The sequence below is a fragment of the Exiguobacterium chiriqhucha RW-2 genome, from assembly GCF_000416965.1.
GTDB lineage: Bacteria > Bacillota > Bacilli > Exiguobacteriales > Exiguobacteriaceae > Exiguobacterium > Exiguobacterium chiriqhucha.
Genome location: NZ_ATCL01000009.1, coordinates 211,955 through 234,646 on the forward strand (window position 1 = coordinate 211,955; position 22,692 = coordinate 234,646).

Consider the following 22,692-nt stretch of genomic DNA (forward strand, 5'->3'; position numbering starts at 1 on the left):
TCGAGGAGGAATTTTGTGATGGGAACGCTATGGGTTAACGGAAAGATTTATACGATGAACAAAGAGCATGAACAAGCTCGTGCCATGTACGTGGAGCACGGCCGGATCTTGAAGATGGGGGAAGAAGGCCACCTTCGTCGTACATACGCCGGAAGAATCAAGCAAATTGTGAATCTTGAAGGGAAGAGCGTCTATCCGGCGTTCACCGACTCACACATCCACTTGATCGGGTACGGGGAAGCGCTCGACCGGATCGATGCGACCGAGACGACGGACTTGCAAGCTCTGCTCGAATCGATGAAGCAAAAGGGTGGAAACGACGATTGGATCGTCGCGGAAGGGTTCAATGACCGTCTGCTTGGCGAAATGCCGACGCGTGAGATGATTGATGCCGTCATTCCGGACCGCCCCGTCGTCTTGAAACGGGTCTGTCGCCACGTTGCCGTCGTCAACTCGAAAGGGTTGGAACGGCTCGGCTTGATTCATCATACCGTCATCGAAGGCGGGAAGCTCGGACGCGATGCGGACGGCAAGTTGAACGGGGTACTGTACGATGCGGCGCTCGACCTGCTCCACAAAGAGCTGGGCGGGAATCGCGAGAAAAATGTCGCCTCGCTCCACCGGGCCATCGACTCTCTGTTCGCCCACGGCATCGTCAATGCCCATACGGAAGACTTGTTCTATCACGGTGACCCGCTCGAGACGATTCAAGCGTATGAAGACGTGTTGGCGGACCTCCCGTTTCACGCGCATCTGCTCGTCCATGAACAAGTCGTCGATACGTTGATTCGTCACGATGCGCTCGCCAAGCGCCCGCGTTTTGATTTCGGGGCGATGAAATTGTTCGTCGACGGATCGTTCGGGGGACGGACGGCACTCTTGTCGGAACCGTACACGGATGATCCGGCACAGCGGGGAATCGAGGTCCATCGTCCGGATCATCTCGAGGCGCTTGTCAAAAAGGCGCGGTCCTACGGGATGAACGTGGCGGCCCACGTGATTGGGGACGCCGCCGCCGAACAGTTCATCACGCTGCTTGAGAAATATCCGGCCAAGCGCGGGACGAGAGACCGAATCATTCACGCTTCACTCTTGAACGACGCGCTCTTGAAACGGATTCAAGCGTTGCCGGTGTTGATTGATGCCCAACCGATTTTCTTGTCGGACGACATGAACTTGTTGTTCGACCGGCTCGGCAACGACCGCGTCGATGACGCCTACCGCTTCAAATCGATGCTCGATACGGGAGCGCTCGTCCTTGGAGGCAGTGACGCCCCGATTTCTACCGTCGATGTACGGAAAGGTTTGTATGCGGCGGTCACCCGTCAGTCATTTGAGGAATCAGGGGCGCTCAACCCGCCGGAACGCCTATCGATGTATGAGGCGCTCCGTAGCTTCACGTATGCACCACGTGTCGCCACAGGCACACACGGACGCGACGGCTTGTTGATTCAGAGCTATAACGCGACGTTCACAGTGTGGGAAGAGGACTTCTTCGACTTGCGTGGACGCGACATCCTCGACAACCGACTCGTCATGACGGTCGTCGACGGGGCTCCGGTATACGAGGCCGACGTCGTCAACACGTAATAAAAAAAGGCTAGCCATCCACGAGGACGGCTAGCCTTTTGTCGTTTAGAAGAATGAGCGTTGGACTTTGTGCCAGAACGAGTTGTTTTTCAGTTTGACCGTCTTGATGACCTGGTCAGACAGTTCGATATCGATGCGGTCTGTATACTTCAAGCTGAGCGCCTCGTTGTCCATGCCGATAATCGGATAGTCGTTCCCGTCCTCAACGATGCGGAGCGAGAGTTTGCGTGAGTCGTGCACGATGAACGACGAGCCGAGCGTGCGGTAACGATTATTGTTCACCGAGGCGATCTCGCTCACTTGCATACATGGGATGAGCGGGTCGACGATGGCGCCGTCGAGTGATTTGTTGTACGCTGTCGAGCCGGTCGGTGTCGAGACGACCATGCCGTCACCGCGGAACGTCTCGAAATGGAGGTCGTCGATGTACACTTCGATGGCGAGCGATTTGATGATACTCGACTTGATTGAGGCTTCGTTCAAACAAAGCATCGGAGTCGATTCATTGATGGATGCCGACAAGAGCGGGTATTTCCGCACTTCGAGACCGGCTTCGATACGGGCGCTGTTGTCCGAGAACAAGCGATCGACTTCGTCGAGTTTATGTATATCGAAGTCGCAATAAAACTCGTTCAAGCCGCGGCCAAACCCGACGTAGATGGCATCTTGACGGAATCCCGTATAGCGGACGGCCTGCAAGAACGCGCCATCTCCCCCGATGGCGACGATGATGTTGGCGTCTTCAGGACGATTGACGACGTTGAAGCCATATTTCTCACCGATTTCGATTAATTTCTTTACTTCTTTTGTAAAGTCGTTGACGTTACGATGGTACAAAAAAACGTTGTTTCTCATCCTAGTCATCCCCTTTGTCAATTGAGTCTCTTTCATTATACAGCGTTTTAGACGCTCGATATAGGGAAAATCACAATCAGGCCGTCTGAGGCAGGATGCTTGTCATCGAGACGGCGCCATCGCTATGATGAAGAAGTATAAATCATGCAAAAGGGGATGAAACGATGCCAACATTTAAAGGCAATACCGTTACACTGCAAGGGAACCCGGTCAAAGTCGGAGATACTGCACCGGACTTTACAGCGCTCACGACGGCACTTGAAGAGGTGACGCTCGCGTCATACCCAGGCAAGAAATTGATTAGTGTCGTTCCATCGATCGACACAGGTGTCTGTGACACGCAAACACGCGCATTCAACGAGAAGGCGTCATCGCTCGGCGGTACCGTCTTGACGGTGTCAAACGACTTACCGTTCGCACAGCGTCGCTGGTGTGCGGCGTCAGGACTTGATAATGTCGTCATGTTATCGGATCACCGCGACCAATCGTTCGCGAAATCGTACGGCGTATTGATGGAAGAACTCCGTCTTCTCGCACGTTCGGTATTCGTCATCGACTCGGCCGGTACGGTCCAGTACGTCCAGTACATGGATGAGATGACTGAGGAAGTTGATTTCGATGCGGCGCTCGAGGCGTTTGACGCTGCGAACTGATTCGCTTGGCGAAACGACCACGAATCGCTTACACTAATAGAAGTGAACCGACCGGCTCTCCACAAGAGGGCCGGTTTTGTATGGAAAGGATGATCGAAGATGGAACGATTTGAACAACTGTATCGGGATTGGAAGAAAGAAGCGAAGAAGCTGACGACAGACCTTGACTTATTGCCGCTCGAGGCATTGATTGAAGTGTTTGAGCGAGTCAATGTCGAACAGGAGAAAACGGATGATGTCCGCAAAGCCGTCAGTATGCTCGTCCTCGAGGAGACGACGACACTCCCGCCGAACCATCAACCGACGCCGGACGCCGTCAGCCTGTTCATCGGGTACTTGGCGACGAAACTCGTCAAGGACGGGGCGAACGTGCTCGAGCTCGGTAGCGGGACGGGGACACTCGTCCACGCCGTGTTGACACAATTGAAAGATGCCACCGCACAGGCGGTCGAAGTCGATGAGACGATGCTGCGTCTGTCGTACGCAATCAGCAACCTGCTCGGGAAGCCGGTATCGTACTTCCATCAAGACGCACTCGCACCGCTGTTCGTCGAGCCGAGCGACTTGGCACTCGTCGATTTGCCGATCGGCTATTATCCGAACGATGACATGGCGTCTGGCTACGCCTTGAAACGGGATGAAGGCCATTCTTACTCGCACTTCTTGTTGATCGAGCAGGCGATGCGTCACTTGAAACCAGGCGGTCACGGGATCTTTGTCATCCCGAACAATTTGTTTGAACAGGATGACGAAGGGAAATTAAAACAGTGGATGGACCGTGAGGCTGTCGTCAAAGGTGTTCTTCAATTACCGACGACGATGTTCAAAGACGAGCGATATGCGAAAAGCCTATTGATGTTACAAAAGCTTGGGGAAGGCGTCAAACGCCCGAAACAAGCACTCCTCGTCGAGTTGCCATCGTTCACGGATGTGCGTGCTGTTGCCAATATTGTGAAACAGATTGACGATTGGTTTAAAACAACATAATTTTTATTGGGCAAAAGACTTGAAAAACATATGCCATATCAAGTATCTTCATTATGATACAGTTATCGGTTTTTAAGAGAACAGATAAAGACTCGTGTTTAAATCGAAAGGTAAGAGGTGTATGACATGACAAAAATTATGGCAGTCAACGCAGGTAGTTCGTCATTAAAGTTCCAACTTCTCGAAATGCCATCTGAGAAGATGCTCGCCGTCGGGCTCGTCGAGCGTGTCGGAAAAGAAGATGCGATCTTCACGATTAAATATGGCGAAGGACAAAAGTTCCATATCGTCACACCGCTTCATTCACATAAAGAAGCGGTCGAGCTCTCGCTCGAAAAATTGATTGACCTTGATATCATTCAGTCGTTCGACGAAATCGCAGGCGTCGGTCACCGTGTCCTTCACGGAAAAGAGTTGTACGCGGATTCGGTCGTTATCGACGATGAAGTCATGAAGAACATCGAATCGTTCGTCGAACTCGGACCGCTCCACATCCCGCCAAACTTGACGGGGATTCGTGCGTTCCAAACGATTTTACCGAACGTACCGCAAGTCGCGGTCTTCGACACGGCGTTCCACCAGTCGATGCCGGAAGAGAACTTCTTGTACAGCCTTCCGTACGAGTACTACACGGAGCACGGCGTCCGGAAGTACGGTTTCCACGGAACGAGCCACAAGTACGTCACGCAACGTGCGGCAGAGCTTCTCGGTCGTCCGCTTGAAGACCTTCGTTTAATCTCATGCCACCTCGGTAGCGGTGCATCAATCGCAGCGGTTGCCGGCGGTCGTTCGATCGACACGACGATGGGCTTCACGCCACTCGAAGGAATCACGATGGGAACGCGCTCGGGATCACTTGACCCGGCCCTCATCCCGTTCTTGATGCAGAAGACTGGCAAGTCGGCTGAAGACGTATTGAACGTCATGAACAAAGAGTCAGGTGTCTACGGTCTCTCGGGTATCTCGAGTGACTTGCGTGACATCGAGCAAGCAGCGGCTGAAGGCAACCACCGTGCCGAAGTCTCGCTCAAAATCTTCTCGAACCGCATCCACGGCTATATCGGTCAATATGCGGCAGAGATGAACGGTGTCGATGCGATCATCTTCACAGCTGGTGTCGGAGAAAACTCTGACGTCATCCGTGAGCGCATCCTTCGTGGCCTTGAGTTCATGGGCGTCTACTGGGATCCATCACTCAACAACGGAGCACGCGGCAAAGAGTTGTTCATCAACTACCCGCACTCACCGGTCAAAGTCATCATCATCCCGACGAACGAAGAATTGGTCATCGCACGCGATACTGTTCGCATCGCCAACCTCGTCGAATCACACGTTTAAGCTGTTACAACGTCCGTTCCGTACTCATACGGGACGGACGTTTTTTTAGTGCTTTTGGCATACGGCACGAGATGGTTTTGTGACGATGGGCCGAATCGAAAGTGCTCGTTTGTAACATTTGACGTAAGGAAACATGGTTTTCGTAACAAAGCAGATATATTAATCCCTTTAATTGGAAATTAATATGACGAAACCTAAAGATTTTTATCAAAGCCGTCATCTTCCCTTAAAAGATGGCGGTTTTGTAATGTAATCGTAACTTAGCTGACACTCAAATGAATTTTAGTTGTAAACGCACGGTCATACGATTCGTCATATAGTTATCTGGACGAAACATTCCGTAATCGATACGACATGTTTCAACTGGAACAGCACCACAGATTCGACAACACGAACTTACAACGAACAAACCGACTAGGAGAGGACAAACCACATGCTCAAAAAAATTGGAACGGTCTTACTACTGACGGTCATGACACTCGCTATGCTCTTACCCCAACAACAAGTTGAGGCGTCTTCAAAAGTTTACGTACAAAGCCAAGTCAACGGATTGAACGTCCGCTCGGCAGGGACGCTCAGCGGTAAAGTGATTGGGAAAATCAATAAAGGACAACAACTTCAACGCACTGGCTCAAAAGGAGCTTGGATTCGCGTCAACTACAAAGGCAAGTCAGGTTGGATCGCTACAAAGTACTTACGCACCGTGAAGAAAACGGTCGCGAAGGCTAGTGTGAAAACATATACGATGAACGCATCGGCTTACACACCGTACTGCAAAGGATGTTCAGGCGTTACGGCATTAGGCTGGAACGTACGGGCACAAAAACGTAACGTCGTCGCTGTCGACCCGCGCGTCATTCCGCTCGGTAAGAAAGTACAAGTGTACGTCGGCGGGAAGTTGATGGGCACATACACAGCGGCTGACACAGGCGGCGCCATCAAAGGTAACAAAATCGACATCTTAATGTACTCACAAAGTGCGGCCCTCAACTTCGGTCGTAAGACAGTAACTGTCAAAGTATTATAATATGTGAACGACAAAGGGCCATCGCATCTGCGGTGGCCCTTTGTTATATGGTTAATGAAACCGCTTTGGCTCGGTTTTGGAACAGGACTTCAGAAAAATAAAGGAAGTTCGGGTTTTGTCCAGAAATATACACGAGGCTTGAAAGGGGGAGATTGACTTGAAGACATCTTACGTTGCATTGGATTCGTACGTTAGGCATATTCAAAACCTAAATCATAGCAGTGCCGCCGCGCTGCTAGTCCTGCAAGACGATCGCATCGTGTTCGAAAATTATGACGGATTCCATTCGAATCATGATGCAAAAGTGGTTGACGTCAATTCGATGTTCAACGTCGCTTCGGCCCGTAAAAGTTATTTGGGGCTGGCGATTGCCTATGCGTTGTATGAAGGCAAGATTCGGCATCTCGACGATTTGGTCTCTAATTATTTTGATGAGCATGACGTGGACACGTTTCGAGGGACGACGATTCGGCACTTGGTCACGCACTCGCACGGACTGAACCGGGATGAGACGGGTGTGCTATTTCGGGAGTTCGATGCGGGTGAAGGATGGGCATATCGGAACGTGAACGTCGAGATCGTGACGGATTTGTTTAAACGGTTATACGGATATGACTTCACGCACTTATTAAGGGAGCGGGTGTTTCGGCCGATGGGACTCTCGCGGACGGAATGGGCGACCGATGCGGCACCGAGTTTCGTCAAAGTCATTGACGATCCTGACGAGGAAGCGTCGTATAAGTTGTATCCTTTTGATGATGGAATGGGGTCGAACCTACATACGACTGCGCGAGAATTCGCGGCATGGGGCAATCTTCATCTGAATATCGGACGTCATCATGGCGTTCAGATTGTGCCGGAAGAAGTGATTCGTCTCGCGACATCGATTCAAAGTCCCGCATATCCCAACTCAACGTTCCCGACAAACGGGCTGTTTTGGTATGTCCAAGGCGAGCCGAAAGCGTGGAGCGAACTAGGGGAGGCTGTACCAGCTGGGTCGTATCAAATTCTTGGGAACACCGGGCCATTGCTATTGGTTATTCCTGCTTATCGAACCGTCGTCGTCAGAATGTATAACAAACTCTATAATTATGGTGGCGATCGATACCTCGATTACCTTCGCGAGTTCAGTAATTTGGCGGCTGAGACGGTTCGACCGATTGATAACCTGATGCCATAAGCGACTACACACGAAAGGGCCAACGCATGCGCGCTGGCCCTGGAAACGTTATTGGCGGACGATCAGAACGTCACACTTCGAGTAGCGGACGATGCTTTCAGAGACGCTACCGATGAAGAAGCGTTCGACGGCGTTCAACCCGGTCGCTCCACAGATGATGAGATCAATGTCGTGATTCGGTGCGATTTTTTTAGCGATTGTCACTTTCGGAGAGCCGTACTCGATGACCGTCTCTACTTCTTTGACACCTCGTTCTTTCGCGCGATTGACGTAGTCCTCGAGCAGTTCTTTCGCATACGTCTCGGCACGCTCGGTAATCGTCCGGTCGTACGCTTCAACCGTGGCGAATGTCCGTGTATCGATGACGTGTCCGATATACAGTTTGCCATCGTTTCGAAGTGCGACGTCGATTGCTGTTTCAAATGCACGTTCGGCCTCTTTCGAGCCGTCGACGGCAGATAGAATATGTTTGTAGACAATTGCCATGTAAATCCCAACCTTTCGCTTGAAATGTACGTGCGGCTTACATGTATAGTATACCACTTCTGCTTCAATTCACGCCCGGTTCTTTCAGAAATGTGTGAAATTTTCACAACTTTCTGATGGAACAGGTTGAAGTTTGGAAATGGGCAAGCGGAACGGGTAAGATGATACAGAGGAGGGATGACGATGAAACATGTAGTCATCACGGCCGGTGCGAAAGGGATCGGCCGCATTGTGACGGAACGATTATTGGAGGAAGGTTGGCACGTCAGTGTATTGCAGCGGAAGCCGATCGATTGGCAACATGAACGGTTACATATGGTCGAGGCCCCGTTGACGGACCGCGAAGCTGTCCTGAGTGGCTATGAAGAGGCGGTGGCCAAATTCGGAGAGCCGGACGCGCTCATCTTGAACGCCGGGCCTTACATCTTCGAACGGAAGTGTCTCGTCGATTTGACGGACGAGGAGTGGGACGAGGTCATCAGCGGCAACTTGTCAGCCTCGTTTTGGCTGATGCGCCGGGCTATCCCGAGTATGCGGGCAAAACGATTCGGCCGCATCATCACATATGGCTTCCCGGAGAGTGGGACGGCACCGGGCTGGGTTCATCGGTCGGCGTTCGCGGCCGCCAAAACCGGGCTCGTCAGTTTGACGAAATCGGTCGCACTCGAGGAAGCGGCACACGGCATCACAGCCAATATGATTAACCCGGGCAATATCGTCGGCGCGCAAAAAGAAATGCGAATCGAAGCGGCCGAACCGGACGACCAGACCCCGGTCGGACGACACGGGACGGGCGAAGACATCGCCCGCATGATTCTATTCCTGCTCGCCCGTGACTCCGATATGGTCACAGGTGCCATCATCGATGTGACCGGAGGCGTCAACGTCGTCCATCAATACCGAAAATAAGGGGGAAACCGCATGAAATTGGCCATGTTGACCGATATCCATGGAAACGTCCAAGCGCTCGACGCGGTGCTGGCCGAGCTCGATCGCCAGCAGGTCGACGAGATTTGGAGTTTGGGCGATATGATCGCGATGGGGCCCGACTCGAACGAAGTGATGGCACGTCTGCTCGACCGTGGTGTACACATGATCACCGGCAACCATGATGAGGCTGTCTTGTCGCTCATGGCCGGGACGGGTCACCCTGACAGTTATGCCCATACCCGTCCGCATCACGAGTGGGTGGCGCGCACGCTTAGGCCTGACTATGCGGACGCGCTCTTCAAGTTGCCGCGTACGATTGAACGCGTTGTCGAGGGTACGCGGGTATATGGGATTCATTATCATATCCCGAGCGAGAAGCGGGACGTGCCGATCACCGAGGAGCCGTTCCATGACATCGTCGAGGCGACGCTTTCGAACATGCAGTCGCTGTATGGGTCTTATGAAGCGGACGTCATCTGTTTCGGGCATCATCATCCGGAGCATGTGTTCCATGACGACACGAAACATTATTTCAATTCCGGTGCGCTCGGTGTCGCCCGTGACGACTTGGCCCGTTACGGCATCCTCGAGTGGGATGAGACAGGGTTCGCCATCCATCCGCAGTCGGTCCGTTATGACAAGCGGGCATTTCTAGAGGCGATGGAACGGAATGATGTGCCGCAACGTGACGTCATGTTCCGACTCTTTTATTGACCATGAAAAAGACCAGCCGCGTGCGGCTGGTCTTTGTTGTGACTCAATTGATTTCTTGGAGCGTCTTCGGGTAACTCGTCAACAAGATCGGACCACTCTCGGTCATGACGATATCGTCCTCGATGCGGACGCCGCCGACGCCAGGGAGATAAATTCCTGGTTCGACGGTGAACGTCATCCCGACTTGGGCCGTCATATCATTGTTGGCCGCCATCGATGGGAATTCGTGCACCTCGATGCCGATTCCGTGTCCGACGCGATGCGTGAAGTATTCGCCGTAGCCGGCCGACGTGATGACTTGGCGAGCCGCGATGTCGATGGACCCGAGCGTCGTCCCGACGTTCGCCATCTCGATGGCGGCTTCTTCGGCCTTGAGGACGGTCTCGTAAATCTCACGTTGCTTCGTGCTCGCTTCGCCGTAGACGACGGTGCGCGTGATATCCGAGGCATAGCCTTGCCAAATGACACCGAGGTCGAACAAGGCGAAGTCGCCTTTCTTCAAGCGGTTATTGCCGGGTACGCCATGCGGATCGGCACTGTTCTCGCCGAACAAAACGAGCGTGTCGAACGACATCTCGCGGACACCTTGTTTCTTCATCGCATATTCGATCTCGGCGATGACCTCGAGCTCGGTCACACCTTCACGCAAGGCGCGAATCCCTGCCTCAATCGCCATATCAGCGAGTTCGGCGGCGCGTTTCATCAGGCGGACCTCGTCCGGAGACTTAATCATGCGAAGCGCCTGAAGCTCTTCGGTCAAGTCGATGATTGAGAGACCGGCAAAGCCGGCGCGGAGCTGTTCGACGCGGTTGTAGGTCAAATGCTCGCCTTCAATCCCGATGCGCTCGGGGATAATCTGTTGGTCGAGGAACAGTTTGACGACTTTGTCCCATGGATTTTCGTGGTCCATGTACGTGACGATATCGCCATTCCAGTCGCTCGCCTCGACGATGCCTTTTTCAAGTGCCGGACAGACGAGAGCGGTCGTGCCGTTCTTCAAGACGAGGATGGCGATGAGCCGCTCATGTGCCTCGGCATATACTCCCGAAAAATAAAAGACCGATGCTTTCGACGTGACAAAAGCAGCGTCTAACCCTTTAGTGGCCAAAGATTGTGCAATATGGTTGGTTCGTTGATTCAACTCGTTTCCCTTCCTTCTCGTTCATTGGCGTTCTGTTTCATTATACCGTTTTCCAAAACGGAAAGGAAATGTCACATTTTCAGTAGTACAGTTTGAAGAAGGAAGACTGATACAGTATACTGAGGATGACAGAAAATGTATTGAGGAAAGGGACTCGTGACATGACAACAAAACATGAACAGATCATAGCACATATCGAGTCGCTCGATGTCGGATCTAAAATTTCGGTCCGCCAAATCGCGAAGGAATTGGCAGTATCAGAAGGAACGGCGTATCGGGCCATCAAGGAAGCGGAGAATTTAGGCTTCGTCTCGACGATTGAACGGGTCGGAACCATTCGTATCAAACGTAAACATAAAGAGAATATTGAGAAGCTGACGTTCGCAGAAGTCGTCAATATCGTCGACGGGCAAGTGCTCGGTGGCCGAGACGGGCTCCATAAAACGCTCTCGAAGTTCGTCATCGGGGCGATGAAGCTTGAGGCGATGATGCGTTATATCGACGTCGACTCACTCGTCATCATCGGAAACCGGGAAAAGGCGCATGAACTTGTGCTCCAGTCCGGTGGCGCCGTGTTGATCACGGGGGGATTCGACACGACCGATGAAGTGAAACGGATGGCCGATAAGTATCACATGCCGGTCATCTCGACGTCGTATGACAGTTTCACCGTCGCGACGATGATCAACCGGGCCATCTATGACCGCTTGATTAAAAAAGAGATTCTACTCGTCTCGGATATCGTCATTCCGCTGCACGACACGTTCTATTTGAAAGTGGACGATACGGTCAAACGGTGGCACGAACTGAACGAACGGACGAAACATAACCGCTATCCCGTCATCGACGAGCAGATGAAAGTCGTCGGCGTCATCACGGCGAAAGACTTGCTCGACCGTCCGCACGACACTGAAATCGAGAAAGTGATGACGAAGAGCCCGATCACGGTCGGTGTTCAGACGAGCGTCACCAATGCGGCGCACCAAATGGTTTGGGAAGGCATCGAGATGTTGCCGGTCGTCGACAACTATGGCCGCCTGCTCGGCATCATCAGCCGCCAAGACGTGTTGAAGGCGCTCCAACTCGCCAACCGCCAACCGCAAGTCGGCGAGACGTTCGACAATATGATCACGAACCAGTTGAAAGAAGATCCGGCTTCGAACGGGACGGCGTTCACCGTCGAGGTCGCGCCACAGATGACGAGCCACATGGGGACGGCATCGTCAGGGGTGTTGACGACGTTGCTCGTCGAAGGAGCGACCCGCAGTCTGCGCCATATGAAAAAAGGCGACCTCGTCGTCGAAAATATTACGGTCTACTTTATGAAACCGATTCAAATCGAGAGTCAAATTCGCGTCTCGGCCAACGTGTTCGACCTTGGCCGGAAGTTCGGGAAAGTCGATGTTGAGATGACACAAGGCACCCAACTCGTCGCCAAGGCGCTTGTCACGGCGCAATTGATTGACCGCTAACAAAAAAACGAGCTGATGCCATCATCAGCTCGTTTCTATTTCTCTTATGATTGGTTGATTGGCTCTTCGCTAGCGAGCGGATAGATTTTACGATAGCGAATGAACCCGACGATGGCGTTGCCGACACCCAAGACGAGCATAGCGATGCTGACGATCCAACCGATCGTCGAGCCGAGTCCGAGTCCGCCAACCATTTGGTTGACGGCGAAGAGTGCGAGAAACATGCTCAGCCAGATGAGCGCTTGCGTGTTGAACAGTGCTTTCCGGTACGGTGTCTTCGTCAAATAAGCGCGTCGTTTGGAAACGAAGTAAGCGCCTAACGAAAACAGAATGAGTCCGATCATAACTAATTGACCCAAGTGAAGAAACCCCTTTCAGACGTGTAATCTGTTATCATCATACCATAGAATAGTGTTCAAGAAAGCGAGGAATGGCAATGGCACATTGGCCAGAGGCAGCAACGATATTGAAATTGATTGAAGCGGCGGACACGATTATGATTCATCGACACGTCCGTCCCGACCCTGACGCGCTCGGGAGTCAGCTCGGATTAAAGCGGATTCTTGAAGTCGCCTATCCGGAAAAGCAGGTCTATGTCGTCGGCGGTATCGTCCGTGATTTAGAGTTTTTAGGTAAGATGGAGCATGTCGAACCGGAGATGTATCAAGAGGCGCTCGTCATCGTGCTCGATACGGCTAACCATGAACGAATCGATGGGCCGCACGCCTTGACCGGCAAAACGGTCGTCAAGATTGATCACCACCCTGACGAAGATGCGTATGCGACCCATCAAATCGTCGACACGACGGTCAGTTCCACCTCAGAGATGATTGCTGAACTTGCAGGGATTTGGGGGCTTGAACTTGACGAGGCGTCCGCATTCTTGTTGTTCGCCGGAATCGTCGGCGACACGGGACGGTTCCAGTTCCGCAACGCGACGCCACGTACGTTCGAAGTCGCGGCCGAACTGATTAACCATGGTATCGATACGAACCGGTTGTATCGTCAAATGTATAAGACGAATTTGGCGACGTTGCAACTCCAAGGCTATGTCTTACAAAACGTCAATGTGACCGACGCGGGTGTCGGCTACGTCAAAATCGATGCAGACGTCTTGCGCACGTTCCATGCGACACCGGAAGCGGCGTCGCTGCTCGTCAACAGCTTCTCTGGCCTTGAAGGGCTGAAGTGTTGGGTCATGTTCGTCGAGAACAAGGACGAGATTCGTGTCCGGATCCGTTCGAAAGGACCGGTCATCAATGAAGTGGCGAAACGCTATCGCGGCGGTGGTCATCCGATGGCCGCCGGTGCCACGATCGATAAATGGGAAGAGATGGACGAGGTGATCACGGCGCTCGATGAAGTCGCGGCCCCGTTCACGTTCGAAACAGAAGAGAGCTGACCCGTTGGTCAGCTCTCTTCAGCGTTTATCCTCTTCTTGTGGAATGAACCACGTACCACGGTCGGTCACATCCTCGACGACATCGAGTTGATACTCGGTGATATAACGACGGAGTCGTTCGATAATCTCCGGACTGTCGGCGAAGACGGTCTGGCCGTTCTGTAAATTCTCTAGCTTGTCACGTGCGATTTTACCCCGATTAATAATCATACGGTTTATACCCCCTTTTAGGAGAAGTTTTGTCTATAATTATTGTATCAGACAAGTGCCAAAATGAGTTTTACAATTGTGAAAAAAGAAAGGGGGACTCTTGTGATCCACTTGAATGTACGATCGGCTTATAGCTTGATGCAAAGTACGATTCGGCTCGAACAGTATGTCGCCCAGATGGCCGAACGGGGGAGTCGAGCAGTCGCTTTGGCCGACGATGCGTTATACGGCTTGCCGCAATTCGTCCGGTTATGTGAACGCTATGCGGTTAAACCCGTTATTGGATTACGGACGACGCTGCGAATGGATGGATTCGACGTCTCCGTTCTCGTCTATGCGTTGACCGATGAACAAGTGCCCGAACTGTATCGCATCGTCCAGGCCGATGGCTTGACCGAAGCGACCGAACTGGCGGTGCTCATCTTACCGGAGAACTGGAAAGCGAACGACCCGGTTCACCGTCGCCGTCTCTATAACCATTTGCTCGGTTATGTGAATGAAGACAGACTGTGGCTCGGGTTGCCGGCGCCGCAGTCGACGGAACAGACGCTGATGCTCCGGCAATTACGCGAGATGCGTGACGAACTGGGGACACGACTCGTACCGGCCCCGGACACGTGTTACATGAGACCGGAGGATTTCGAGGCGTATCGCGCCATCGTCGCCATCGGTGAAGGCGAGCTCATCTCACAAGAAGATGTGCATCGGAAAGGAAAGTACGTAAGACTGCCGAGCGAAATGAACGATTGGTTCGACCCGATCGAGCTTGAGGCGTTGGACGAGTTCGAATCCCTCATCTCGGTCACACGCTTGCCGGAGGCGACCTCGTCGATTCCAGAGATTGAACATGCGATCGACCGACTGAAGCGTCTCGTCGCCGAACGATTAAAGGCGCTCGACTTGTTCCAAGAGGAATATATCGAACGAGCCCGCTATGAACTCGACGTCATTGCGCGGACCGGTTTCGCCTCGTATTTCCTCATCGTCGAGGACATCGTCCGCTACGCTAGGGAGCAAGGCATTGAAGTCGGTCCGGGGCGTGGGTCCGCGGCCGGATCACTCGTCAGTTTCGCGCTTCACATCACCGAGGTCGACCCGGTCCGGTTCGAGCTGTTATTCGAACGCTTTTTGAACCCGGAACGAATCACGATGCCGGATATCGATTTAGACTTCGAAGACGAGCGGCGCGACGAGGTCGTCCGCTATGTCCTCGATAAATACGGGGCCAACCACGCCGCCCAAATCGGGACGCTCGCGACGTTCGGCGCGAAAGCGGCGCTACGTGATGTCGCGCGGGCGCTCGGGCTGACGCTTGAAGAAGGACAGGCGGCCAGCAAACAAGTGAAAGACGACGGGTTGGCCGGGATTTTGGCCAATCCGACGAAGATGAAATGGTTCGCCGGCAGTCAGAAGCGGTCGCAACTGTTACACATCGCCGCCCAGCTCGAAGGATTGCCCCGTCAAGCCTCGGTCCACGCGGCCGGACTCGTACTCAGTCGTGACGCGCTTGATGACGTCACCCCGTTACAGCCGACAGCAGGGGAGCAAGTGACCCAATATAATATGAAGGATCTCGAAGCGCTCGGCCTGTTGAAAATCGATTTGCTCGGCCTGCGCAACTTGACGAGACTCCGTCAGATGGAGACGCTCATTCGCGAGACGGATGAACTGTTCTCGCTGAAGACGATTCCATTGAATGACGCCAAAACGTTGCGGGTGCTCGCTCGCGGTGACACGGACGGGATTTTTCAGTTCGAATCGGAAGGGATGAAACAAGCGCTCCGGCAAGTGAAGCCGACCACGTTCGAGGATATCGTCGTCACGATGTCGCTCTATCGTCCAGGTCCGATGCAGTTTATCGATACGTATGCGAAGCGAAAGCATGGCATGCCGCATCAGCCGGTCCACCCGGTCGTCGGTGAGATTATGCGTACGACGAACGGCGTGCTCGTCTATCAGGAGCAAGTCATGCGCCTCCTGCGAGAACTTGCCGGCTACTCGTATGCCGAGGCCGATTTGATTCGCCGTGCCATCGCCAAGAAAGATGTAGCGGCCATCGACGTTGAGAAGAGTCGATTCTTGGAACGTTCGTCGGAGCGGTTCGACAGCGACTCGATGCGACAAGTATTCTCGTGGATTGAGAAGTTCGCGGGCTACGGTTTCAACCGTTCGCACGCGGTGGCCTACAGTTTAATCAGTTATCGCTTGGCTTTCGTGAAGGCGCACTTCGAGCGGATTTTTTATCTCGTTACGTACGACAAGACGAACCAACTCGTTCGCATGCTGCGAAAAGGGAAAATTCCCGTCTATCCGCCGGACGTCCTTCATGGCCAAGCCGGGGCCTTTTTAGAAGGGCCAGGGGTCCGTCTCGGGTTGAAGGCGGTCCAAGGCTTGACGAAACGCGACGTCGAACGGTTGATTGAACACCATTCCGAATTCACCGACGTAAAACGTCTGCTCGAACTGATGGAGTGGGGCTCGAAAGACCAGCCGAAGTTGCGGCGCCTGCTCGGAGCCGGTGCCCTCGACCGGATGTATCACGGCGATCGCCACCGTGCGTTCGAGGCCGTTGAACGGCTTCGCGAGGAGACAGAGACGCATCTGCTCCCAGATGAGCTGTCCGCACTCGGTTTGAAGCGCTCGGCACCAATCGAGCCGAATTGGTCCGAAGAAGAACGGGAAGCACTCGGGACGTGGATCGTCCACTCGCCGTTGACGACGGTCGCCCCGCTCTCGATTGAGACGGTGACGATCGATGAAGTGTTGAACGGCGAACGGGGATTCATCGTCGTCTATGTCGATGCGATTCGTACGTTCAAGACGAAAAAGAATGAAGAGATGGGTGTTGTCATGGTCGATGACGGCGTCTTGCAAGACGAGGTCGTGATTTTTCCACGCGTGTTCACCCAATTCTCTCGTTCACTTTACGTCGGGAACGTCCTCTTGCTCGAGGTGCATCCGAATGAACGGGACGGGCGTCGCCAACTCGTCGTCGAACGCGTCCGGCCTCTCCACGGCCAAGCGTTGTTTGTCCGATTGCGTCTGGAGTCGTTCGCCGACCTTGAAGAACTATTGCGAACAGCGCCAGGGGATGTCCCCGTCATTTGCCGATTCTCTGATTCGAAAGAAGTGAAACAACTCGCCTCGACATATGCCGTCAATCCGACAGAAGCATTGTTGCAAGGATTGAGGCAGCGGTTCGGCGATACGGATGTCGTGTTGAAACGGGTCGACTCGAAATTGCCCGGCACGGGAACTAGTACCAAGTCATAAAAAGTGGTATAATCTGTTTAATTGGTCTGACCACTTTAGAGATAATGCCATCCAAAAGGGAGTTGAACGGTCAGATGCATGGAAAACACGCATCCTCATTTCACGAAAACATTTCTAAAATCAGAACGTTAATCGTCCAGGCCGCACTCGAGCCGGGCGACCGTCTCCCGTCAGAACGGGAACTCGCTGAAACGCTGTCCATCAGCCGTGCGTCAGTCCGTGAAGCATTACGGGCTCTCAGCTTCCTTGGGATTGTTGAGACGAAACACGGCGGCGGCACGTTTTTGTGCGAACAGGATCGGCACCGTTACATTGAAATCTTGTCAGAGTTCATCGTCACGAAACAGACGAAGGCGTCGGACATCGTCGATATGTTGCGTTTGCTTGAGCGCTTGGCGTTGACGGAGGTCGAACCGACCCCGGAACGCATCGCGTTGCTCGAGTCGAGCGTTGAGACGGACCGCGCCTTCAGGCAAAACCTTATCTTCGGATTAAAGAATGAACTGTTCATTCGAATCTGGAGCGAAGTGAACCGGTTTTATGACGGCACGGACGCAGGCGACCTATATACGGAAGACGAACGTAGACGATTGTTGGAGATGTGGCGTGGGGCGGGGATGCCGGAATGAACGAGGGGGAAGCGATGACTGCTTTTTTCAAGAAACCTAAACGATATATGCCATTGCGTCAACGAGAACCAAAGATTGATGCACCACAAGGCTTGATGACGAAATGTCCATCTTGTAAATATATGCATTACACGAAACAGTTAAACGAGAATCATAAAGTGTGTGATTGCGGCTACCATTTCCCGCTCAGTGCAGATGAGCGGATTCACATGTTGGTCGATGGTCAATCGTTTGAAAAATTTGCGGGACCGCTCGTCAAAGAGAACCCGCTTGATTTTCCAGATTATGAAGATAAATTGAAAAAAGACAGGGAACGAACTGGGATTGAGGAAGCAATCGTTTGCGGTCGTGCCACAATCGATGGGCTCCCGGTCGTCGTCTGCGTCATGGATGCCCGTTTCCGTATGGGGTCGATGGGCGCCTACGTCGGAGAAGCAATCGCCTCGGCGGTCCGGACCGCGACGAAAGACGGATTGCCGGTCGTCTTGTTCACGGCCTCGGGCGGTGCCCGCATGCAAGAAGGCATGGTCAGCTTGATGCAGATGGCCAATACGTCAATCGCCTTGAAAGAACATGACGAGGCGGGTCTTCTGTATGTCGCCTACTTGACGCATCCGACAACAGGTGGCGTGTCGGCGAGTTTCGCGATGCTTGGTGATGTGAACGTCGCCGAACCTGGAGCGTTGATCGGCTTTGCCGGTCGTCGCATCATCGAACAGACGATTCGTGAAAAATTGCCAGACAACTTCCAAACTGCCGAGTTTCTATTAGAAGCGGGTCAATTGGACGCCGTCGTTCATCGTGAACAGATGCGTTCGTTCTTGAAGAAGATGATCGTGTTACACGGCGGGGAGGTCCATCATGTTTGATCCAATCAAAGAAGTAAATGAACAGCTCGGGAAGTTGCGTGAGACGGCGGAGACGAAAGGAATCGATTTATCCCGTGAAATCCGTCACCTTGAAGCGAAGCTTCATCGATTAGAAAAAGACATTTATGGGAATATGAAACCGTGGGATCGCGTGCAGCTGGCGCGAAATCCGAAACGCCCGACGACGCTCGATTATATCGATCGCCTGTTCCCGGATTTCATCGAGTTGCACGGTGACCGTCACGGCTATGATGACGCTGCGATTGTAGCGGGATTGGCCACACTCGACGGCGTCCCGGTGACGATTATCGGTCATCAACGTGGGCGGAACACGAAAGAGAACATGAAACGCAACTTCGGGATGCCACATCCAGAAGGCTATCGCAAAGCGCTTCGTTTCATGAAGCAAGCAGAGAAGTTCAATCGTCCGGTCATCACGTTCATCGATACAAAAGGCGCCTACCCTGGGAAAGCGGCCGAAGAGCGTGGACAAAGCGAAGCGATTGCCCGCAACTTGTTTGAAATGGCGACGTTGAAAGTTCCGATTATCTCGATTGTCATCGGGGAAGGCGGATCGGGCGGTGCGCTCGGGATTGGTGTTTGCGACCGGTTGCTCATGCTTGAAAACAGCACGTACTCGGTCATTTCACCAGAAGGCGCGGCTGCCCTGCTTTGGAAAGACGCGAAGCTTGCGGAACGCGCTGCGGAAACGATGAAGATTACGGCACAAGATTTGTTGAATTTAGGGATTGTCGATGAAGTCGTCACCGAGGTGTTTGGTGGTGCCCATATCGATGTGTCATTACAGTCATCACTCTTAAAGCCTGTATTAGCACAACACATGACTGAGTTGCGAGGACGGACTCAAAACGAGTTGTTGCAAGGGCGCGCTGCCAAATATCATGAAATTGGCACAATTGGCTCGTGAAAACGTTAACAATCGCTTTGCGTTCACGTTAAATCACTCACGAGTTGACTGCTTTTGAGCATACCCCATGCTTTTTTTTCACATACTTGTGTTGTAAAACAAAGGTCAGACATGGTATTTTATTTTCAGATTTCGTTAAAACACATAAGAGGTGAGTGACGTGAATTTAAAACGTATTGCGGTATTGACAAGTGGGGGAGACGCCCCCGGAATGAACGCTGCAGTCCGTGCCGTGACCCGAAAAGCGATTTTCGAAGGTCTAGAAGTGTACGGTGTGTATAACGGCTATCAAGGTCTAATCGAAGGAGATCTCGTTGAATTGAACCTCGGTTCTGTCGGTGACATCATCCAGCGTGGAGGAACATTCTTACGTTCTGCCCGTTGCCCTGAGTTTAGAACGGAAGAGGGCCGTGCCAAAGCGGTCGAGCAGTTGAAGAAATTCAATATCGACGCGCTTGTAGTCATCGGGGGCGACGGTTCTTACCGTGGCGCCCAGAAGTTGACGGAACTTGGATTCCCGACAATCGGGCTTCCAGGAACGATTGACAACGATATCCCAGGAACGGATGCAACAATCGGGTTCGATACGGCGCTCAATACGGCGCTTGACGCGATTGATAAAATCCGTGACACGGCGTCGTCGCATGAGCGGACGTACGTCATCGAAGTAATGGGTCGTGATGCAGGTGACATCGCACTTTATGCCGGTCTTGCCGGTGGTGCCGAGTCAATCCTCGTCCCAGAACGTCCAGAAGATTTGAGTGCCATCGTCGACCGCATCAACCATGGTGTGGCGCGCGGTAAGAAACATTCGATCGTCGTTGTCGCCGAAGGCGCAGGCAGTGCCGAAGAAATCGGAAAAATGATCGCTGAGAAGACAAACTCAGAGACGCGTGTAACGATTCTTGGACATATCCAACGCGGCGGTTCCCCGACTGCTGCTGACCGTGTGCTTGCGAGCCGCATGGGTGCGTATGCCGTTGAGATTTTACTCGAAGGCAAAGCCGGACGTGTTGTCGGTATCCGCGGCGGTAAGATGATGGATCTTGATATCGATGAAGCGCTCGACCATAACAAACATTCGATTGATATGCAGTTGATTGATCTTTCGAACCAACTTTCGATTTAACGAGTAGCAGTGAACTCCACAGAGACGGGATCAGGTCGGTTGACCCCCCGTTTTCTGTGTGTAAATGTAATACATCCCCTAGGAGGTTTTTATTTATGCGTAGAACGAAAATTGTATGTACGATTGGACCAGCTTCAGAGAAACGTCTTCCAGAAATGATTGAAGCCGGAATGAACGTCGCTCGTCTCAACTTCTCACACGGTGACTATGAAGAGCACGGCGCACGTATCCGTGACATTCGCGAAGCATCAAAAGCTGCCGGTAAAGTCGTGACGGTACTTCTTGACACGAAAGGTCCTGAAATTCGTACACATACGTTTGAAGAAGGAAAAGCACTCCTCGAAAAAGGCAAAGAAGTCATCATCGTCTCGACAGAAGAAATCGTCGGAACGAAAGATCGTTTCTCAGTCACGTACGAAGGCTTGTACGAAGACGTTGAAGTCGGTTCACGCATCATGCTCGACGACGGACTCATTGGTCTCCTTGTCGTTGAGAAACTCCCGAACCGTGACCTTCGCTGCGTCATCGAAAACGAAGGCGTCATCAAGACGAAGAAAGGTGTCAACTTGCCTAACGTCAAAGTGAACCTTCCTGCCCTTACAGACAAAGACATCGCCGACATCGAGTTCGGTATTTCTCAAGACATCGATGTCATCGCGGCATCGTTCGTACGCCGTGCGTCTGACGTCGTTGAGATTCGTCAACTTCTCGAGCGCAACAACGCGTCACACATCAAAATCTATCCAAAAATCGAAAACCAAGAAGGTGTCGACAACATCGACGAAATCTTGGCGATTTCTGACGGTTTGATGGTCGCTCGTGGTGACCTCGGAATCGAGATCCCAACAGAAGAAGTCACACCAGTTCAAAAAGAATTGATCAAGAAGTGTAACGACCTCGGGAAACCGGTCATCACGGCTACACAAATGCTTGATTCAATGCAACGCAACCCGCGTCCAACACGTGCGGAAGCATCTGACGTTGCCAACGCCATCCTCGATGGTACGGACGCAGTCATGCTTTCAGGTGAGACGGCAGCAGGGGACTACCCAATCGAGTCAGTTCAAATGCAAGCAGCAATCGCTGTTCGTACTGAGCAAATGCTCGACTACAAAAACTTGCTCAAAGATCGTCAGAAGCGCAGTGAGCACACGGTAACGGATGCGATCTCACAAGCGGTTGCCCACACGGCAATCAACTTGAACGCGAAAGCGATCTTGACACCGACACAATCAGGTTACACGGCTGCTCGTACAGCGAAGTATCGTCCAGAGGCGAACATCATCGCGGTCACAGAGTCAGAGCGTGTGGCACGTCAATTGAACCTCGTTTGGGGCGTGTACCCAATCGTGGCTGACACGATGCCGAACAACACGGATGAGATGTTGGTACAAGCTTCAGAAGCAGCTCGTCACGCTGGATTCGTTACAGACGGTGACCTCGTCGTCATCTCGGCTGGTATCCCGGCTGCGACTGCTGGTACGACAAACATGATGAAAGTTCATATCGTCGGTCACGCCCTCGCAAACGGACGTGGGATCGGTGAGCGTGGTCTCGTCGGTGAAGTCGTCGTTGCGAACAATGCAGACGAAGCGAATGCGAAAGCGAAAGAGGGCATGATCCTCGTCGCACCATTCACAGATAAAGAAATGATGCCAGCGATTGAAAAAGCGGCTGGAATCATCACAGAAGACGGTGGATTGACGAGCCATGCCGGTATCGTTGGACCATCACTCCGCAAGCCGGTTATCGTCGGTGTCGAATCAGCGACATCAACGTTCCGCGACGGACAGATGATTTCAATCGACCCACTTACTGGTAAAATCTACAACGCGTAATCGAATGCCAATCGAACCGACCTTTTCATGAGGTCGGTTCT

Annotated in this window: 21 protein-coding genes; 16 read left to right on the plus strand and 5 right to left on the minus strand. The window is 52.6% G+C overall.

Features of this window, described 5'->3' with window-relative positions:
- Positions 1-18 precede the first annotated feature (18 nt).
- A complete protein-coding gene (locus M467_RS18310) occupies positions 19-1,590 on the plus strand; it encodes an amidohydrolase (protein WP_021065601.1) in 1,572 nt (523 codons plus the stop codon).
- A gap of 45 nt (positions 1,591-1,635) precedes the next feature.
- Here the strand turns inward: M467_RS18310 and M467_RS18315 are convergent, their stop codons facing one another.
- A complete protein-coding gene (locus M467_RS18315; RefSeq protein ID WP_031199840.1) occupies positions 1,636-2,454 on the minus strand; it encodes an NAD kinase in 819 nt (272 codons plus the stop codon).
- Positions 2,455-2,609: 155 nt separating this feature from the next.
- Between M467_RS18315 and tpx the strand changes: the two genes are divergently transcribed.
- From tpx to M467_RS18340, 5 genes are all read left to right on the plus strand, one after another.
- Entirely contained in the window at positions 2,610-3,098 is a 489-nt protein-coding gene (gene tpx / locus M467_RS18320) for a thiol peroxidase (RefSeq protein WP_021065603.1), read from the plus strand.
- A 99-nt stretch (positions 3,099-3,197) separates the two neighbouring features.
- Entirely contained in the window at positions 3,198-4,085 is an 888-nt protein-coding gene (locus tag M467_RS18325; protein ID WP_021065604.1) for a class I SAM-dependent methyltransferase, read from the plus strand.
- Between the two features lie 126 nt (positions 4,086-4,211).
- Positions 4,212-5,423 carry an acetate kinase gene (locus M467_RS18330; protein ID WP_021065605.1) on the plus strand — a complete coding sequence of 404 codons (1,212 nt, stop codon included), beginning with the start codon at positions 4,212-4,214 and terminating at the stop codon, positions 5,421-5,423.
- Positions 5,424-5,856: 433 nt separating this feature from the next.
- Complete coding sequence (locus tag M467_RS18335) at positions 5,857-6,450, plus strand: 3D domain-containing protein (RefSeq protein ID WP_021065606.1); 594 nt, start codon at positions 5,857-5,859, stop codon at positions 6,448-6,450.
- 157 nt (positions 6,451-6,607) lie between these two features.
- The gene (locus M467_RS18340) at positions 6,608-7,630 is read left to right on the plus strand and encodes a serine hydrolase domain-containing protein (RefSeq protein ID WP_021065607.1); all 1,023 of its coding nucleotides are present in this window, start codon (positions 6,608-6,610) and stop codon (positions 7,628-7,630) included.
- A gap of 48 nt (positions 7,631-7,678) precedes the next feature.
- Here M467_RS18340 and M467_RS18345 read toward each other — a convergent pair whose 3' ends face one another.
- The gene (locus M467_RS18345) at positions 7,679-8,116 is read right to left on the minus strand and encodes a universal stress protein (RefSeq protein ID WP_021065608.1); all 438 of its coding nucleotides are present in this window, start codon (positions 8,114-8,116) and stop codon (positions 7,679-7,681) included.
- Positions 8,117-8,299: 183 nt separating this feature from the next.
- Between M467_RS18345 and M467_RS18350 the strand changes: the two genes are divergently transcribed.
- Complete coding sequence (locus M467_RS18350) at positions 8,300-9,025, plus strand: SDR family oxidoreductase (protein WP_021065609.1); 726 nt, start codon at positions 8,300-8,302, stop codon at positions 9,023-9,025.
- Between the two features lie 12 nt (positions 9,026-9,037).
- Positions 9,038-9,760 (plus strand): metallophosphoesterase family protein, encoded by a 723-nt coding sequence (locus M467_RS18355; RefSeq protein ID WP_021065610.1) that lies wholly within the window; start codon positions 9,038-9,040, stop codon positions 9,758-9,760.
- 43 nt (positions 9,761-9,803) lie between these two features.
- Here the strand turns inward: M467_RS18355 and M467_RS18360 are convergent, their stop codons facing one another.
- Entirely contained in the window at positions 9,804-10,901 is a 1,098-nt protein-coding gene (locus tag M467_RS18360) for a M24 family metallopeptidase (protein WP_021065611.1), read from the minus strand.
- Between the two features lie 161 nt (positions 10,902-11,062).
- Here M467_RS18360 and M467_RS18365 point away from each other — a divergent pair, with 161 nt between their 5' ends.
- Positions 11,063-12,373: a DRTGG domain-containing protein gene (locus tag M467_RS18365; protein ID WP_021065612.1), complete on the plus strand. Its 1,311-nt coding sequence runs from the start codon at positions 11,063-11,065 to the stop codon at positions 12,371-12,373.
- A gap of 44 nt (positions 12,374-12,417) precedes the next feature.
- Here M467_RS18365 and M467_RS18370 read toward each other — a convergent pair whose 3' ends face one another.
- Complete coding sequence (locus tag M467_RS18370) at positions 12,418-12,732, minus strand: YtpI family protein (RefSeq protein ID WP_235045157.1); 315 nt, start codon at positions 12,730-12,732, stop codon at positions 12,418-12,420.
- Between the two features lie 77 nt (positions 12,733-12,809).
- On the opposite strand from M467_RS18370, the gene M467_RS18375 reads away from it, so the two are divergent.
- Entirely contained in the window at positions 12,810-13,775 is a 966-nt protein-coding gene (locus M467_RS18375) for a DHH family phosphoesterase (protein ID WP_031199843.1), read from the plus strand.
- 18 nt (positions 13,776-13,793) lie between these two features.
- Here M467_RS18375 and M467_RS18380 read toward each other — a convergent pair whose 3' ends face one another.
- Complete coding sequence (locus tag M467_RS18380; RefSeq protein WP_021065615.1) at positions 13,794-13,985, minus strand: YtzJ family protein; 192 nt, start codon at positions 13,983-13,985, stop codon at positions 13,794-13,796.
- Positions 13,986-14,087: 102 nt separating this feature from the next.
- Here M467_RS18380 and dnaE point away from each other — a divergent pair, with 102 nt between their 5' ends.
- From dnaE to pyk, 6 genes are all read left to right on the plus strand, one after another.
- On the plus strand, positions 14,088-17,258 hold the full coding sequence (gene dnaE, locus M467_RS18385; RefSeq protein ID WP_021065616.1) for a DNA polymerase III subunit alpha: 3,171 nt from the start codon (positions 14,088-14,090) through the stop codon (positions 17,256-17,258).
- Positions 17,259-17,332: 74 nt separating this feature from the next.
- Positions 17,333-17,887, plus strand: coding sequence for a FadR/GntR family transcriptional regulator (locus tag M467_RS18390; protein ID WP_021065617.1), 555 nt, complete (start codon positions 17,333-17,335; stop codon positions 17,885-17,887).
- Positions 17,888-17,901: 14 nt separating this feature from the next.
- Positions 17,902-18,756, plus strand: a complete 855-nt coding sequence (accD, locus tag M467_RS18395) for an acetyl-CoA carboxylase, carboxyltransferase subunit beta (RefSeq protein ID WP_029595180.1) — start codon at positions 17,902-17,904, stop codon at positions 18,754-18,756.
- Positions 18,749-19,684, plus strand: a complete 936-nt coding sequence (locus M467_RS18400) for an acetyl-CoA carboxylase carboxyltransferase subunit alpha (protein WP_021065619.1) — start codon at positions 18,749-18,751, stop codon at positions 19,682-19,684. The genes accD and M467_RS18400 overlap by 8 nt, the downstream gene beginning before the upstream one ends.
- A 160-nt stretch (positions 19,685-19,844) precedes the next feature.
- A complete protein-coding gene (gene pfkA, locus M467_RS18405; RefSeq protein WP_029595181.1) occupies positions 19,845-20,813 on the plus strand; it encodes a 6-phosphofructokinase in 969 nt (322 codons plus the stop codon).
- Between the two features lie 95 nt (positions 20,814-20,908).
- Positions 20,909-22,651: a pyruvate kinase gene (gene pyk / locus M467_RS18410; protein WP_021065621.1), complete on the plus strand. Its 1,743-nt coding sequence runs from the start codon at positions 20,909-20,911 to the stop codon at positions 22,649-22,651.
- The last annotated feature ends 41 nt before the right edge of the window (positions 22,652-22,692 follow it).

Bases quoted from the DNA above. Each gene is read 5' to 3' on its own strand.
- M467_RS18310 (WP_021065601.1), top strand. From the start codon at position 19: ATGGGAACGCTATGGGTTAACGGAAAGATTTATACGATGAACAAAGAG.
- M467_RS18315 (WP_031199840.1), bottom strand. From the start codon at position 2,454: ATGACTAGGATGAGAAACAACGTTTTTTTGTACCATCGTAACGTCAAC.
- tpx (WP_021065603.1), top strand. From the start codon at position 2,610: ATGCCAACATTTAAAGGCAATACCGTTACACTGCAAGGGAACCCGGTC.
- M467_RS18325 (WP_021065604.1), top strand. From the start codon at position 3,198: ATGGAACGATTTGAACAACTGTATCGGGATTGGAAGAAAGAAGCGAAG.
- M467_RS18330 (WP_021065605.1), top strand. From the start codon at position 4,212: ATGACAAAAATTATGGCAGTCAACGCAGGTAGTTCGTCATTAAAGTTC.
- M467_RS18335 (WP_021065606.1), top strand. From the start codon at position 5,857: ATGCTCAAAAAAATTGGAACGGTCTTACTACTGACGGTCATGACACTC.
- M467_RS18345 (WP_021065608.1), bottom strand. From the start codon at position 8,116: ATGGCAATTGTCTACAAACATATTCTATCTGCCGTCGACGGCTCGAAA.
- M467_RS18350 (WP_021065609.1), top strand. From the start codon at position 8,300: ATGAAACATGTAGTCATCACGGCCGGTGCGAAAGGGATCGGCCGCATT.
- M467_RS18355 (WP_021065610.1), top strand. From the start codon at position 9,038: ATGAAATTGGCCATGTTGACCGATATCCATGGAAACGTCCAAGCGCTC.
- M467_RS18365 (WP_021065612.1), top strand. From the start codon at position 11,063: ATGACAACAAAACATGAACAGATCATAGCACATATCGAGTCGCTCGAT.
- M467_RS18375 (WP_031199843.1), top strand. From the start codon at position 12,810: ATGGCACATTGGCCAGAGGCAGCAACGATATTGAAATTGATTGAAGCG.
- M467_RS18380 (WP_021065615.1), bottom strand. From the start codon at position 13,985: ATGATTATTAATCGGGGTAAAATCGCACGTGACAAGCTAGAGAATTTA.
- M467_RS18390 (WP_021065617.1), top strand. From the start codon at position 17,333: ATGCATGGAAAACACGCATCCTCATTTCACGAAAACATTTCTAAAATC.
- accD (WP_029595180.1), top strand. From the start codon at position 17,902: ATGACTGCTTTTTTCAAGAAACCTAAACGATATATGCCATTGCGTCAA.
- M467_RS18400 (WP_021065619.1), top strand. From the start codon at position 18,749: ATGTTTGATCCAATCAAAGAAGTAAATGAACAGCTCGGGAAGTTGCGT.
- pyk (WP_021065621.1), top strand. From the start codon at position 20,909: ATGCGTAGAACGAAAATTGTATGTACGATTGGACCAGCTTCAGAGAAA.